The organism is Bacteroidia bacterium, from assembly GCA_039924845.1.
Taxonomy (GTDB): domain Bacteria; phylum Bacteroidota; class Bacteroidia; order DATLTG01; family DATLTG01; genus DATLTG01.
In genome coordinates this window covers 46,362-61,876 of record JBDTAC010000041.1, presented here as the reverse complement: position 1 = coordinate 61,876, position 15,515 = coordinate 46,362, and the positions used below count along the sequence as shown (strand labels likewise).

The 15,515-nt window shown below is 36.2% G+C and carries 11 protein-coding genes; 3 read left to right on the top strand and 8 right to left on the bottom strand.

Going from position 1 to position 15,515, the window contains the following annotated elements; translation table 11 throughout:
- Positions 1-6 precede the first annotated feature (6 nt).
- The 6 genes from ABIZ51_04480 to porU form a co-directional block, all read right to left on the bottom strand.
- A complete protein-coding gene (locus ABIZ51_04480; GenBank protein MEO7088032.1) occupies positions 7-924 on the bottom strand; it encodes a type IX secretion system membrane protein PorP/SprF in 918 nt (305 codons plus the stop codon).
- Positions 925-982: 58 nt separating this feature from the next.
- The gene (locus ABIZ51_04475) at positions 983-1,717 is read right to left on the bottom strand and encodes a gliding motility-associated C-terminal domain-containing protein (GenBank protein ID MEO7088031.1); all 735 of its coding nucleotides are present in this window, start codon (positions 1,715-1,717) and stop codon (positions 983-985) included.
- Positions 1,718-1,736: 19 nt separating this feature from the next.
- Positions 1,737-3,488, bottom strand: a complete 1,752-nt coding sequence (locus ABIZ51_04470) for a hypothetical protein (GenBank protein ID MEO7088030.1) — start codon at positions 3,486-3,488, stop codon at positions 1,737-1,739.
- Positions 3,489-3,714: 226 nt separating this feature from the next.
- A complete protein-coding gene (ispF, locus tag ABIZ51_04465) occupies positions 3,715-4,194 on the bottom strand; it encodes a 2-C-methyl-D-erythritol 2,4-cyclodiphosphate synthase (protein MEO7088029.1) in 480 nt (159 codons plus the stop codon).
- 30 nt (positions 4,195-4,224) lie between these two features.
- A complete protein-coding gene (porV, locus tag ABIZ51_04460; GenBank protein ID MEO7088028.1) occupies positions 4,225-5,484 on the bottom strand; it encodes a type IX secretion system outer membrane channel protein PorV in 1,260 nt (419 codons plus the stop codon).
- A 52-nt stretch (positions 5,485-5,536) separates the two neighbouring features.
- Complete coding sequence (gene porU, locus ABIZ51_04455) at positions 5,537-9,409, bottom strand: type IX secretion system sortase PorU (protein MEO7088027.1); 3,873 nt, start codon at positions 9,407-9,409, stop codon at positions 5,537-5,539.
- A 259-nt stretch (positions 9,410-9,668) separates the two neighbouring features.
- Here porU and ABIZ51_04450 point away from each other — a divergent pair, with 259 nt between their 5' ends.
- The 3 genes from ABIZ51_04450 to murF all read left to right on the top strand — a co-directional run bounded on the left by ABIZ51_04450 (position 9,669) and on the right by murF (position 13,598).
- Positions 9,669-10,646, top strand: coding sequence for a type IX secretion system membrane protein PorP/SprF (locus ABIZ51_04450; protein ID MEO7088026.1), 978 nt, complete (start codon positions 9,669-9,671; stop codon positions 10,644-10,646).
- Positions 10,647-10,698: 52 nt separating this feature from the next.
- Positions 10,699-12,222 (top strand): SUMF1/EgtB/PvdO family nonheme iron enzyme, encoded by a 1,524-nt coding sequence (locus tag ABIZ51_04445; GenBank protein MEO7088025.1) that lies wholly within the window; start codon positions 10,699-10,701, stop codon positions 12,220-12,222.
- 62 nt (positions 12,223-12,284) lie between these two features.
- Complete coding sequence (gene murF, locus ABIZ51_04440) at positions 12,285-13,598, top strand: UDP-N-acetylmuramoyl-tripeptide--D-alanyl-D-alanine ligase (protein ID MEO7088024.1); 1,314 nt, start codon at positions 12,285-12,287, stop codon at positions 13,596-13,598.
- An 82-nt stretch (positions 13,599-13,680) separates the two neighbouring features.
- Here murF and ABIZ51_04435 read toward each other — a convergent pair whose 3' ends face one another.
- Complete coding sequence (locus tag ABIZ51_04435; protein MEO7088023.1) at positions 13,681-14,457, bottom strand: heme ABC transporter ATP-binding protein; 777 nt, start codon at positions 14,455-14,457, stop codon at positions 13,681-13,683.
- Positions 14,450-15,514: an iron ABC transporter permease gene (locus tag ABIZ51_04430; GenBank protein MEO7088022.1), complete on the bottom strand. Its 1,065-nt coding sequence runs from the start codon at positions 15,512-15,514 to the stop codon at positions 14,450-14,452. The genes ABIZ51_04435 and ABIZ51_04430 overlap by 8 nt, the downstream gene beginning before the upstream one ends.
- Position 15,515: the final 1 nt, after the last annotated feature.

Below are 15,515 nucleotides of genomic sequence, written 5' to 3'. Positions count from 1 at the left end.
TCTAACTTAAAAAAATCTAGGGGAAACGCTTTTGGAATGATGCGTATTAAAATCATAATTCAATAACATTTCGTGTGCGGCACCGCCTGCCATTCCAATTGCATTAAAGCCAGCATCGTATGAATAACCTAAACGAAATTGCGGTGTAATGTTAAAAGCAGCTAAAAGAACAAGTCCATAATTATCCCTTGCGGAAACACCCAACCATAATTTATTATCCAACAATACATTCAGATTCAAATCAAATGTGCCTGGAGAATTTTGCGCCATTTTGATTAAAATGGAAGGATTTAATATCACATTCTGCGAAAGCTGAAATCCTTTTCCGAAGTTGAGATATGCGTGTGGCTTAAAAGAAGCATCCATACTGATCGGATTATTGTAATCTGTCATCCGACTTCCTAATAAATGCGTAATGCTAAGCCCAGCATAAAAAGTTTGAGTATAATAATACAATCCTGCATCAGCAGTAGGAATTACTTTTTGAGTTTGGCTGTACGAATTATACACATCATTTTTATCTTTATAATCAATTTCGTTCCAGTTGATTTGATAATCGTAAATTCCAGCACGGATTCCCAGGGCTAATTTCCCTTGTCCTAATTTTAAATGATAAGCGTAGCTTCCGCTGATAGCATTGTTGGTAGTTGGACCAATTTTATCTGAACTAATTTCCAAACCCAAGCCTACATTCTTTCCAGCAAGAGGTCCTTGCAAAATAAGATTTCCTGTTTTAGGTGCACCCGGAATATCTACCCATTGGTTGCGAGCCAACAAGGAGGCGCTCAATACATCACAACTTCCAGCATAAGCAGGATTTATCGCTAATTGATCAAACATATATTCGCTGTATTGTGGATCTTGTTGCGCAAAAGCAGCATACCCAAACAACAAGCAAAAAAAGGAGAGTAGTATTTTTTTCATTTTGTTTTAATAAGCTTTATTTGTTTCGTATCATACGTTTTTGTTTATTCGAAGCCTTCTATCGCGTTAATTGTACCCAACCTTTATATGTTTTATCATCTATGGTAAATACATAAAAATAAGTACCATCCGGCAATGCTTTTCCTAATTCACTCTCCCCTTTCCAAGAGATATTATTATTGTTGTATCCTTTTGCTTTCCATACTTCGCTGCCCCAACGGTTAAAAATAATTACCTTGTTGTTGGGATGCAATTCAATGTTATCAATTTGCCAAAAATCGTTGTGTCCATCGCCGTTAGGCGTAATTCCTGTATAGATGTGAATCGCACAAGCTTCTTGACTTTCTTGTATGTTGATAGTATCTGTTTTTGAAGCTCCGGTTGAATCTGAAACGGTAACAAAATATATTCCAGGTGGTAACGATTGCACAGAATCGCTGTTGCTTGAAATAGGCGACCAAGAATACGTGAATGGAGGTCTTCCTCCACTAACATGTACCGTTGCACTTCCATCATTGGCATTGATACAAGTTTCATTGTTTTCACTCACATAAAAAGCAAAAGGCAAAACAGTGAGTATTGTTGGTTGTTGAAAGCCTTGCGTCAGTATAAGACTTGGATTAAATAAGCTCGTTGTTATAGGCTCACCAACGGAAGAAGAAATACTAAATGTTCCATTAGTACTGTAATTTCCAGTACTGCCAATTAAAAAAGGAGTTAATTGCTGGGCATCCGCTGAAAAAACAACGAAGCAAATAAACAGCATCAGAAAAATATTTTTTCGAACTATCATTTTAGAAGAGGCTATATTTTCAATTTGAATATGTTATCAATATTGTAAGTGGTTTTCCTAAAATATTAGCGTCATTCCCAGTATATGACCAAACTACGATATTTGTATTGCTGATGTAAAAATTGTATTGGTAGTTTGTACTGAGTTTATATTCAGGAGGAATAAAATTGTTAGGTGAATATTGAACCAAAACAGTAACCGACAAAATTTTAGTAGAAGTTAGTCCATGAGGAATAGCTACAGTTCCTCCGCTTGTAGCGGATGTAGTACCAGTTAATGTTTCCATTTGGATAATTGGAGCATTTGCATTATTTCCCATTTTTGTAAACCCTTCTACATCCAAGGCAGCATTAGTATTAGGGCTGTTTGTATTAATACCCACATTGTTGCTGCTGTTCACAAAAATAGCAGGAGTTGATCCTTGTGTGACAAATGAAAATCCATAACCAATTGCACTAAATTGTGCAATCCCAGCTCCCGTTGGAGAGAAATCTAAATTAACGTTACTGTTGGCTCCAGTTGTGCTTAAGTGCAATAAATTATAACTAGTATTTACGATATCAAGTGAATAACTAGGGTTGCTAGTTCCAATACCAACCATGGTTCCTGGAGAACCAAGTACTAAGGCGTTGTTGGCACTGACAACGGCATTTGCTCCAATAGCGGTAGCATTTGTTAAATTGTTTGTAGAAAAAGTGGCGTTATAACCAATTGCAGTGTTGCCAGATCCTGTTGTATTTATTTTGCCAGCTGTGGAGCCAAAGAAACTATTTTGTACCCCGATTGTATTTAAAGATCCTGAATTGGCACCAATAAAAACATTGTTACCGCCAACTGTATTTGCATTGCCGGCATTGTACCCAATAAATGTTTCCGAAGCACCACCAGCGCCAGAAGTGCTTTGTCCTGCATTGTAACCAACAAAAGTATTATAATAATTTCCTGTTGAGGACGTTGTTGTGGGAGTGTTTAAGCCCAAGCTAACGTTAGAGCCATTGTTTTCAAAATCAATTAAACCTTGTACTTGAATAAAATTGTTAGGAGTATTGGTTCCAATACCAATATTGCTTCCTAAATCATAAATATTTGTTGCGGTTGTAACCCAATTAGTGCCATTGTAGTAAGGTACAGAACCTGTAGTGCCGGATTGTAAAAAACCAGTTGCTCCCGTAGGTCCTGTAACACCATTTGTTCCAATCGCCCCTGTTGAACCAGTAGCACCCGTTACACCATTCGTACCTGCAGTTCCAGTTGCACCTGTTGGACCAGTAGCACCCGTTACGCCATTCGTACCCGCAGTTCCAGTTGATCCTGTTACACCCGTCGCTCCAGTAGGTCCTGTTGGACCAGTCGGACCTTGTGGTGCGTTGGCTGCATACAAAGCATAAGGTACAGACATAAATTGTGTTGTCCCCATAGAAACATAGCCGGAGCCAATATTGACAGATACTTCGAGGAAATGATTTCCACTCCCCCAGTTAATAGCAGAAAAAGTAGTCGCAGAGCCTACTGTTGTAGATGTACCACTTCCTATAACAAGTGTAAATAAACCAAATTGGTTGGTGGTTGTACTTTGCGTATCTTCCCATTCAATTGGTCCGGCAGCAGTGCCTGTGTGAATAGTAAATTTTACCTGAATAGCAGTACTTGCTAATTCAACGCCTACAGAATTACGAGCGATTGCTTGATAAGTAATTCCTTGTGGAACTTGGGCACTTACAAAAAATGCACTCAAAAAAAGAATACTGACAATGAGTAATGTTTTTTTCATCTAAAAATATTTTGAATAAATACAAGGACGAATATATATCTTTTTTTTAATATTCAAAATAATTTGTAAAAAACGGAAAATGAAATTTAAGGTAGAGATGCGCTTGAAAAAGGTTGCTTGGCTATGTTTTAGATGATGCAAAAGCAAGTAATCTAAAAAAGCACTAATTAAAAAGAAGTATAGGTTTATTATACATTCGTATAAACTTCAAAAAAACAAAAAAAAACTATAATTTTTGAATCAGCACAACAGCAGAAGCGTTCACGCCTTCTTCTTTACCTACATAACCAAGCTGTTCGTTAGTAGTTGCTTTAATGGAAATATCATTTTCGGAAATTCCCATTACATGTGATAACACTTTTTTCATTTCAGGAATGTATGGATTTATTTTAGGTTGTTCGAGCGTAACAGTAGCATCAATATTCCCGATTTCGTAGCCTTCCTTTTTTATTAAATCCGCTACTCTTCTCAATAAAATTTTACTATCAATATTTTTAAATTCGGAAGAAGTATTCGGGAAATGAATACCAATATCTCCGAGATTGGCTGCACCAAGTAAGGCATCGCAGATAGCATGAATCAATACATCAGCATCTGAATGCCCTTCCGCGCCTTTTGTATGTTGAAGCTGAATTCCACCTAACCAAAAATCAATTCCTTCTTTTAAAGGATGTACATCAAAGCCAAATCCAATACGTATGTTCATCTCGAAAAATTATTTTTTTGAAGGCTCTTTTTAATCTGTCGTGGTTTTTTTATTCTGATCCTTAAATCCATCCAAATCAAAAAGCATGGTAAAACGTAACGTATGCGCCAAAGGATTATTTATTTGCGTTGGAATTAGATATGCCAAATCGAGTGAAAAAACTTGATATTTTAATCCGGCTCCAAGCGTAACATATTGCCGATCACCTTTGGTGGCATCTTCATAAAAATAGCCAGCACGAATAGCAAATTGCTTCGCATACCAATATTCTGTTCCGATAGACCAATCAATTTCATGCCATTCTTCTAATAAACCACCCGGTGCATCCGAAAAAGAGCTGATCATGCCACTTACTACACTTTGGTTTGGATCTTTTCCTGCGAGGATTACATATTGTCCAGCGGCGTTGACGCTATCTGTACCCGAATGATTTTGATAATATACTGGCGGTGTCGGCACTAATAGTTTATTGGCATCCACCATGAAAGAAAAACTGTTGTATTCGTCTGTATTGATGGTAATAGAAGTACCCAAACGCAAATCAGTAGGAATAAAATCGGTTATCGTACTGCTGCTGTATGACATTTTTTCGCCAATATTAGAAATATTTAATCCAGCTCTCCAAATGCTTTTTTTACCACCAATGGTAATGTCAGAATTTTGATAAAAGGTATTGATGTCCGCAGCAATAGACCTACCAGGATGCGTAGTAGCACCTGAGACAATTTGTCCTGCCGTTAAATTGGAATAAATATAACGTACTGCCATTCCTCCCGACCATTTGTCAGATAGTTTTTTTGCATACCCGAAATCAAGCGCAAATTCATTGGGATTGTATTGTCCGATAGCATTGCCTCCCATATCAGTAAATGTAATACTCCCCAAAGAAAAATAGCGTAATGAAGCAGAGATGGTTTGATCATTTTTTAATTTATAATATCCAGCAAGGTATGCTAAATTAATATCTGGCACCAAGGCGCGCAACCAAGGAGTATAGGAAATAGAAAAACCCATTTGTTTATCAACAAATGCTAACTTAGAACAATTCCAATGTAGCGAATTAGCGTCAGGAGAAGAAGCAACCCCAGCGTCTCCCATCGCGCCCGACCTGGAATCAGGTGCAATCATTAAAAAAGGAACAGCCGTAGTAACTGTATTAATATTATGTCCGCTGGTAGCTTGTCCAACATTATTTAGATTAGTCGGATTACTTGTTTGCGCGCCTAAAAAACCAGCAAATGCAATTCCGGCAGTGAGGGTGAAAATTTTTTTTTCTTTCAAAAACTTCATGTTTATCTTCTGTTTTTTATTGATAAATGGGGTACAAAAATAATTTTTTTAATTACAAAATAACAAGTTTATCGTATTTATCTGCGATGGATCCATCCGAAGCCTTTACAATTAGATGATACACGTAAACGCCTCGTCCGATTTTATCGCCATAATCGTCTTTTCCATTCCATTCAATGGGGTCTGATCGAAAGCCTTGTGTTTGGACATTTTCAGCGATTGTTTTAACTAATTTTCCAGAAACGGTGAAGATTTGAATTTGAACTGCAAATTGCCCACAGCCAAAATTTTGTTCAAAATAAAAATTTGTATTTGTAGTAAACGGATTGGGATAATTCAACACGTGATCCAATTGGAATTGCGCTGCTTGCGCTACAACAAACTCTGTTGTTACTTCGGATGAATTATTGTACACATCCCAAACTCTCAACGTAAGCGTATGTGTGCCAGGACTTAATCCTGTGAAAGGATAAGTAACACTTCCACTTTGATAACTATTCATATCGGCTTGATAATAGGTATTCAAATTTATTGCACCAGCAGTATTGCGATCAAGTATCGCTGTAATATCATGTCCGATGCCATTTCCTACTGTATTTATCCCACTCGAATCAAAAACAGTCGCGTATAATTGTGGATTTTCGTTCGTCATTCCTCCATATACAAACTTATTGTCGTTTAAATACAGTTTAACAGACGGTCCTGTAACATCTTTGGGCGGATTTGGATTGGAGCCACCCACAACAAAATTACCGAATTGTCCGGCAGCATCTTGCACCCCATTTTCGGCGTAATAACTGATGCGACCTTTCCCGAAATTGTAAGCAATATCTTTAGGTACGACAAAAGTAAAACTAAAATTTCCATTGATGACGCTTACTTTTCCTTTATATAAAACACTATTTTGCAATTGAAAAGTAAAAGGAGGATTATTTGCAGTGCCACCATTGGAAAGTGTCGTTATACTATTTGGCTTATCGTATACTGTTGGATAAATAATTCCGTTAAAATTAGACACCTTGCTTCCGGCAGAATCACTCACAAAACCAATTATGGTAACTTTTGTCAATGCTTTAATTGTATCCATTGTGGGTGATGTGGCAAGGATTCCTCCTACGGAAGTTGTGGTTACATTAAAATGTGGGAAAGCAGGCGTTACAGCAGGGTCGCCCAAGAAAGTAAAATTTCGATTGTTTACATTCGTTCCGCTTAAATTTTTTGTTTCCATCATTAAATCTCCCATTCTCGGAAAAGTACCATGCATAGGGCTTTGTAAGACATTAAAGAAATTCTGATTGAGCGTAAAATTAGGTCCTGAATAGACAACCCTCACTGTAGTTAATAAACCAATACCACCACCAATAGGGTTTAGCAAAATATCTTCCCCTGCTGCTACTTGTTCCGGATCATCAAAACGACTGAACTCACAGGTTGCAGTAATAAACAATGGTAGAGTGTTCATATTTGTCCAACTTTGAATATCCGAAATACTTAACACCCTTTCCAATCCCCAACCAAATACGCCTCCATGTCCAAGATAATTAACAATAAATGCTCCTTTTTGAACTTGTTGGTTAATTGCATTTTCGACATCAGGATAACGTTCCCCTCCCGGCGTTGTTTGCTCTACATACGCATCAAAATAAATTTTATTTATATTATAATCTGGATAAGCGGTTTCCACTTGTGTAGCAAGTTGATCGGATTGCGATTCAAAAGTAATATCACCATCGTGCGCTACAAAACAAATTTGATTTCTCCAATCAGTTAAATTGTAGTTTTGAGCTTGTGATCCACAATTACAATTGTTTCCGCTCGATGCTAAGGCACCCGTTTTCGTTTCATAGCGAATCACCTTATTGATAATATTTTGTGCATCTTGAGTTGTTTGCACTGGCATCCGACCAACGCCAATATCTAACATATAACTAGAAGTCCAATCGCCTTCATTGTCATCTAATAAAGCATAAAAATCATCTGAGACATAGGAACTAGTAGGATCAAGTGAATTGTCTGATTCATACGTTGGGATGTAATCTGTATTATTGGGGATACGATATTTATTATCGTAAGATCCGCGCCCCATCAGTAATAAATATTTAGGAGCATTGCTTGGATTACTTGCCCGGTCATAAAACATTTTAACAAAATCTCGAATCCCTACAGGATCTTGTTCTCCGCCAGAAAATTCATTGTAAATCTGATTAGTTGTAGCAACTACAACATTTAAATTATCCTGATTTGCATGAAAATTTGCTAAATTATTTGCTTGATTGACAAATTTCGGATTCGTAACAATAATTAAATCTGCCCGCTGATACGCATGTAAATTCTGATTCGCAACCGAACCAAAATTTTGTGGTATTAAAAAATTATTTCCAGTGAAAGAAATAAATTTTCGGAGCGTTGGTGTTGGTAAGGTATATTGATACGTCGTACCGCTCAAAGACATTGTGATTTGTTGCGCATTGGTCGGATCTGTTACGTCCCATATTGTTATCGGAAGAAAAGAAGACACATTAAATTGTGAAATATTTGTTGCACCCACCGATTTCGTATCTTGGAATTCCATTTGATTCCCAACCATAGTAAGTTGTCTTCTCGCATTTAATTCAATGAAATTTAACCAACCAACCGCTGCTGGCGTATTATTGGTAACGGTTACAGTAATATTTGAGCTCGATGGAGTAAATACATAGCTGCTGTCTGCTTCAGAAGCATATATACAATCAAAGCAAGTAACTGCGACAGGCGTCGTAATTAGCGTTGTGGATCCCGACTGTGAACTGACGGAAAAAGAACCGTTAGAGCTACTTCGAGCTACCAAATCCGTATTCACCCAAACTTTTGAAGAAACATCGATATTGGGAAAATTAAAAGAAAAATTATATGAATTGAGTATATTAAATTGTTCTCCGTACCACTGGTTTCCAGAACGTATCAAATTTACTCCGTCTAATTCGTGGTAATTATAATCATCAAAAGAGCTAACCGTATTTGTTATAGATTGTGTGGCGGAAGGAATGTTAGCAATTCGTTTACCTGCACCTAAATCCGCTGTAATAAAATAAAAAGTGGTATCAGAATAATAATTACTTTGATGATGAAATCTAGTATCGGTAGAATCATACTTCCAAATTACTGGACCTTGCCCATAGAAAAGTAAATATCCAGCACTGTCCAGCGTTGTGTTATTTTGTTCATTTACAAAAATAGGATCTTCTACTAAATCATCGTGTCTAAAAGTACTATTGGGCAAAGGCAACATGCCACCTCCATTACCATAAACTCGGATATTTTTAGGATTAATTGTTGTCATATCCATCCCGATATTTTTTAGATATTGATAGGATAATTTATAAATACCATCCTGAGTTACGCCTATTTTATACCACTTTCCGGTTGCCAAAACCGAATTAGCAGCGAAACTCATGGATCCTGTTCTGTGCGTTTTCAATTCCTCTTTTACATTCTGAATAATAAAACTGAAAGAAACTAATTTTTCATAGGCTCCTGTAAAAGTATTTTTTCTAATGGGAATAAATTTTATTTGAGCAAAGGCTTGTTTCTGACTGTAACCCACATTTGCAATTATTTTTATTTTAGTACTTAAAAAAATATTTTTTTGAGTCGCTAAATTAACCTCTGCTGAAGTAAGAGGTTCATATACATCATTGATTAAACTCACGGAAATATCAGTTGGATTTCCTGACAATTTAATCGTTTCATAATACGTGGGAAGCGGCTGTGTTTTCGAATCGTAAATGGCTTTTTGGAAACAAATATAGGAGACCTCGCGCCCATCAGGTAATGTTTCAACAACAGGATTTTTCCATTTTAAATAACGCAAACCCACATCACTTTGAGCGAGCAAAGAAAGCGAAGACGAAATAAAAAAAAGAAAAACAACTATTTTTTTTAGCATTCTAAACTTAGATATCAAAAAATAAAAAACGACGGTGAAAGACTTTTGAATTTCAAAAATAGCAAATATAGACGATTCGATTATACAAGTTCTTTTTAATAAATTTTTTGTTTTGAATATATATTGCATATATTTGTCTCTGTATTTTGTCTTTGCTTAACGCAAGAATTGAAATTTTATTTTATTATACATTAAAAATATTTTTTTGAAACATATTTACAACTATAATCCGTATAACCCATTGCTTAACATATATACTATGATAAAACGATTTACTATTTTCGTTGTTGCGATGATCTCCTTAGGGTTGACACAGTCTGCAATGGCACAGGATCCTGAGTTCACACAGTTTTATGCTAATCCTTTATATTTGAATCCTGCTTTCGCTGGATCTGGAAGATGTCCGAGGGTTTGTCTTAATTACCGTAACGAATGGCCTGCTATTTCAGGAACTTTTGTTACTTACAGCGCATCTTATGATCAATCAGTGGATGCTATTTCTGGAGGCTTGGGGCTTTTAGTTACAAGTGATCAAGCTGGGCAAGGCACTATTAATACCACTAATTTCAGTGGAATCTATTCCTATCAATTAAATGTAACACGCGAGTTTTCTATCCGCGTTGGTTTTCAAGCCACATACGAAGAAAAAAGTATAGATTGGAGTAAACTTACTTTTGGTGATATGATTGATCCGAGAAGAGGGTTTGTGTTCAACTCACACGAAATTCCAGGAGCTAGTTCCATTAATAATGTTGATTTTTCAACAGGTATTTTAGGCTTCAGCAAGAATTATTTTTTCGGATTTGCCGTTGATCACCTCACACAACCAAACGAAAGTTTTTTTACCGGAGCGAATAACAACAGTCCGCTACCAATGAAATTTACTGGACATGCTGGAGCTATTATTCCTGTTGGAAATGATATGGGAAGCGGAAATCAAGCATTTATTTCTCCCAATATCTTATTCCAAAAACAACAAGATTTTCAACAATTAAATTTGGGTTTGTATTTCAGTAAAGGTCCAATTGTAGGTGGTTTATGGTATAGAAATCAAGATGCCTTTATTGCTTTAGTAGGATTTCAACAAAATCTATTCAAATTTGGATACAGTTACGATGTTACGGTATCCAAACTGAGCAATGCAACAGCAGGATCTCATGAACTTTCTTTTCAAATGCAATTTCAGTGCAAACCAAAAAGAAAAAAATTCAGAACAATAAGTTGTCCTTCTTTTTAGTTAATATAATATAGTTATATTTGCCAACGAACTCTATCAAAAAACAAAAAATATGAAAATAATTTCAAGAACGGTTCTATTTGCCACAGGCGTAATGCTTTTTGCTTCGTGCAGTAAAGAAAGATCTCCTGCTACAGGATGGAATTACAACGATAAGAAAAACGGAGGTTTTGAAGTAGTCCCTTACGAGGAGCAAGAAACTGGACCTGGTCTTATTTTGGTGGAAGGTGGTACATTCACGATGGGTCGCACAGAGCAAGACGTAAATTATGATTGGAACAACGTTCCAAGAAGAGTTACTGTTTCTTCTTTCTACATGGATGAGACCGAAGTTACCAACTTAGATTATTTAGAATATTTACATTGGACAAACAGAGTTTTCAGTGCTAATTTTCCTCAAATATACACCAAGGCACTCCCTGATACACTTGTTTGGCGTTCTAAATTAGCCTATAATGAACCTTATGTAAATTATTATTTAAGACATCCTGCTTACCGCGATTATCCAGTGGTTGGTGTTAATTGGTTACAAGCAAATGATTTTTGTAAATGGCGTACCGATAGGGTGAATGAATTTATTTTAATGCGCGAAGGAATCATTGATATCAATCCAAATGCTTCTGATGCAGATTATTTTAATACAGATGAATACCTTGCTGGAAAATGGACAGGACAAATTAAAACTCCCTTACCTTCATTAGATCCTAATACAGATACACGCCAAGTGAAAATGGAAGATGGTATCTTTTTACCGGATTACCGCCTTCCAACTGAAGCAGAATGGGAATATGCTGCTTACGGCTTAATCGGAAATACACATGGAGAATTGATTACTGATCGTAGAATATATCCGTGGAATGGACACTGGGTGAGAAATCCGGACGACAAATGGATTGGACAAATGTTAGGCAACTTTGTGAGAAGTAATGGAGATTATATGGGTGCTGCTGGTTGGTTGAATGATGCTGCCGATGTTACAGCTCCTGTATATTCTTACTGGCCGAATGATTATGGTTTGTACAATATGGCTGGTAACGTAAGCGAATGGGTAATGGATACTTATAGAACGTTAAACCTTCAGGATGACGATGATTTCAGACCATTCCGTGGAAACGTATTTAAAACACAAGTGAAAGATGATGACGGAATTCATATCAATGATTCTATTAGATATGACGCTGATAGCAATATTACAAATATTCCAGGACAAGTTCTTTGGAGAGATGTAAGCATCAACAACAAAGAAGATCATTTGGACGAACGCAGAAACTACAAACAAGCTGACAATATTAACTACACCGATGGAGATGTTAATTCCAGTATTTACTACAAAGATGGACAAGATGCAGTCACCAGTCGTGGTAATGCTATAATGTATGAGTATGCTAAAACTTCCATGATTAACGACAACGCAAAAGTTTATAAAGGGGGTTCTTGGAGAGATAGAGCGTATTGGATGAGTCCTGGAACAAGACGTTTCTTGGATCAACGTCAAGCTACCGATTATATTGGATTCCGTTGCGCAATGACGCGTGTTGGAAGTCCAACAGGATTAGGAACTAAAAAAAGAGAGTAATTAAAAAAATATTTTTTTGAAAGCCCCGATTTTTATAAATTGGGGCTTTTATTTTTATAGCTATGTCAGAACAAATTAAAAAACTATACGCGCACTTTCTCCGAAATCCAATCGTATCTACTGATACGAGAAATTTATTTCCCGGAAGTATTTTTTTCGCTTTAAAAGGTGGAAATTTTAATGGAAATGAATTTGCTGAAAAAGCCATTGAATCCGAATGCTCCATCGCTGTTATTGATGAAAAGAAATATCAAAAAAACGAATCATATTTTTTAGTGGATGATGTGCTGAAAACACTTCAAGAATTAGCAAATTATCACCGCAAACAATTAACAATTCCCATCATCGCCATTACAGGAACAAACGGAAAAACGACCAGCAAAGAGTTGATCAATGCGGTGCTTTCGCAGAAATTTAAAACCGTAGCAACAAAAGGAAATTTAAACAATCACATCGGCGTGCCGCTCACGTTGCTTTCTATTGACAAATCGCACGAAATCGCAATTATAGAAATGGGTGCGAATCATCAAAACGAAATTGAAGCACTTTGTAAAATTGCTGAACCCGACTTCGGAATGATTACAAACATTGGAAAAGCCCATTTAGAAGGCTTCGGCGGATACGAAGGTGTCGTCAAAACAAAAAATGAATTGTATCAATTTATTCAACAAAAAAATGGAATTCTTTTTGTAAACGACGACAATGATTTATTAAAAAAACTTTCGGAAAGTATCAAAAAAATAATTTTCGGAAGCGCTAAAAAAGCTGATATTATTGGTTTATTTATTGAAAGCAATCCTTTCGTAAAATTAAAATATAAAACAAAAAACGAAACGATTTCTATTAACGAAAAAGAAATTATTAGTACACAGTTAATTGGAAAATACAATTTCGAAAATATTTTGGCGGCGGCTTGCATCGGAAATTATTTTGGTGTGCCTGAAAAAAATATTCGAGCAGGTTTAGAAAATTACGTTCCATCCATGAATCGTTCGCAAGCAATGCAAACGAAAAAAAATTTTTTATTGTTAGATGCTTACAACGCGAATCCTTCCAGCATGAGCGCTGCGATTGAAAATTTTGCAGCAATGCCTTCCAAAAATAAAATTTTAATTTTGGGAGATATGCTTGAATTGGGCGATGATACTGCAAAAGAACACGATGCGATACTTGATTTAATTCATCAAAAAAAGTTTGAAAAATTATTTTTCGTAGGCACTTATTTTTCTGCTTCCGCGAAAAAAGGAAATGCAAAAACATTTCGAAATACGGAAGAAGCGAAAGAATGGATTTTGTCTCATCCTATTGAAAATGCAAGCATTTTAATAAAAGGTTCACGCGGAATTCAGTTAGAGAAATTGGTTGAATTTCTCTAAAAAAGTATTCGGAAGATTATTTTTCTGATGACGTTTTTACATGTCCATTTTCATGTTTGAAAAATTATTTTTTCAAATCCTTTTATTCAGCAATAAAATAAGGGAAAGTAATTTTATCGTCTTTCAGCATCCTGCCTTTAATCCCGTAAGTAGAAAAAAGTAATTCGGGCGTAATAATAGTCGCAGGTTTTCCATTCGCAACTATTTCTCCGTTTTTCATCATCACAATTTTATCGGCATATTGCGAAGCCAAATTAATATCGTGTAAAACGGCAATGACCAAAATATTTTTTTTGGCTAAGGATTGTGCTATTTTCAAAATGAAATGTTGGTAATTGATATCCAAACTGGAAACCGGTTCGTCTAAAAATAATATTTTAGATGCGTATTCTTCGTTTTCCAATTGTGCTAAAATCCTTGCCATTTGCACCTTTTGCATTTCGCCGCCAGAAAGTGTGTTGTAATCGCGTTCGCTTAAATTTTGAACACCCATTTTTTCCAACATCTCTGCGCAAATTTTTTTATCCTTTGCCGTTACAATCGTGTCGTAATAAGGATAACGCCCCATCAACACAATTTCTTCTACCGTTATCGGGAAAGAAATTTCGTAGTGTTGCGAAAGTACGGCACGCATTTTCGCGAGTTCTGTTTTTGGGAACTTGTTAAGCGATTTATCATTCATTAAAATTTCTCCTGTGGAAGGAAAAATACTTGCCGCCATTACTTTTAAAAGCGTTGATTTTCCAGCACCATTTGGTCCCATAATCGTAATAAATTCGCCTGCTTGAAACTCTAAAAAAATATTTTTCAGAAGCGGAGTTTTGGAAATTTCGTAGGAAATATTTTTCAGACTAAGCATAAAAATTCCCTTTCCCTTTTCTACTATTCCGAATAAGTAACCATAAAAATAGCGGAGCGCCTACAAAAGCGGTAATAATACCAACAGGCATTTCAGCAGGAGCAATAATAATACGCGCTAACATATCCGCCAAAGCGGTAACAATAGCTCCCAAAAGCGCGGAGCCAATAATAAGATAACGATTATCAGAACCTTTTATTAATCTCAAAATATGCGGAACAATTAATCCGACAAAACTGATAACGCCCGTCATTGCTGTTGCTACAGAAACCATTAATGCTGTTACAACAATAACACGCATTTTTAATTTACGTGTGTTGATACCCAAATAACCTGCTTCGGTTTCGCCCAATTGAAAAGCGTTGAGGGCTTTTGCCATTCGTATCGAATAAAAAATTCCGGTAATTGTAATAACAAGAAGAATGCAAACAGAGGGCCAGTCGGCACCAGAATAAGTTCCCAAATTCCAAAACGTAATAGAACGTGCTTGCGGATCACGAGCGATGTAAGACAAAAAACCAACGCCTGCTGCGGCAATTGCATTCACAGCAATTCCAGCTAATAGCATAGAAGTTATATTTACTTTTCCGAAAGAAGATGAAATTCGATAGACCAATAAAGTCGCGGATAATCCACCTACAAAAGCCATAAATGGCAATAAAAAATTTCCCAGAAAAGCGAAATGGGAGAAGAAAGCAATTTTACCAAACACAAAAACGAGCGATGCGCCCAATGCTGCGCCTGATGAAGTTCCAATTAATCCTGGTTCTACAATCGGATTGCGAAATAACGATTGCATCATTGCGCCACAAACGGAAAGTATTGCTCCTGAAAGCATACATAAAATCGTCCGCGGCAAACGTATTTGTAAAAATAATCCTTCGTAAATTTTATTGATTCCGTCTCCGGATTTTAATCCGAAGAAGTTTAAAAAATAATTAAGTATTTGAGAATAACTTAAATTTACGGCTCCTACACCAACGGATAATAAAAATAAAAAAAGCAATCCAATCCCTAAAGATAAATAGATAACCGAATAGCTTATTTTTTGACGCATT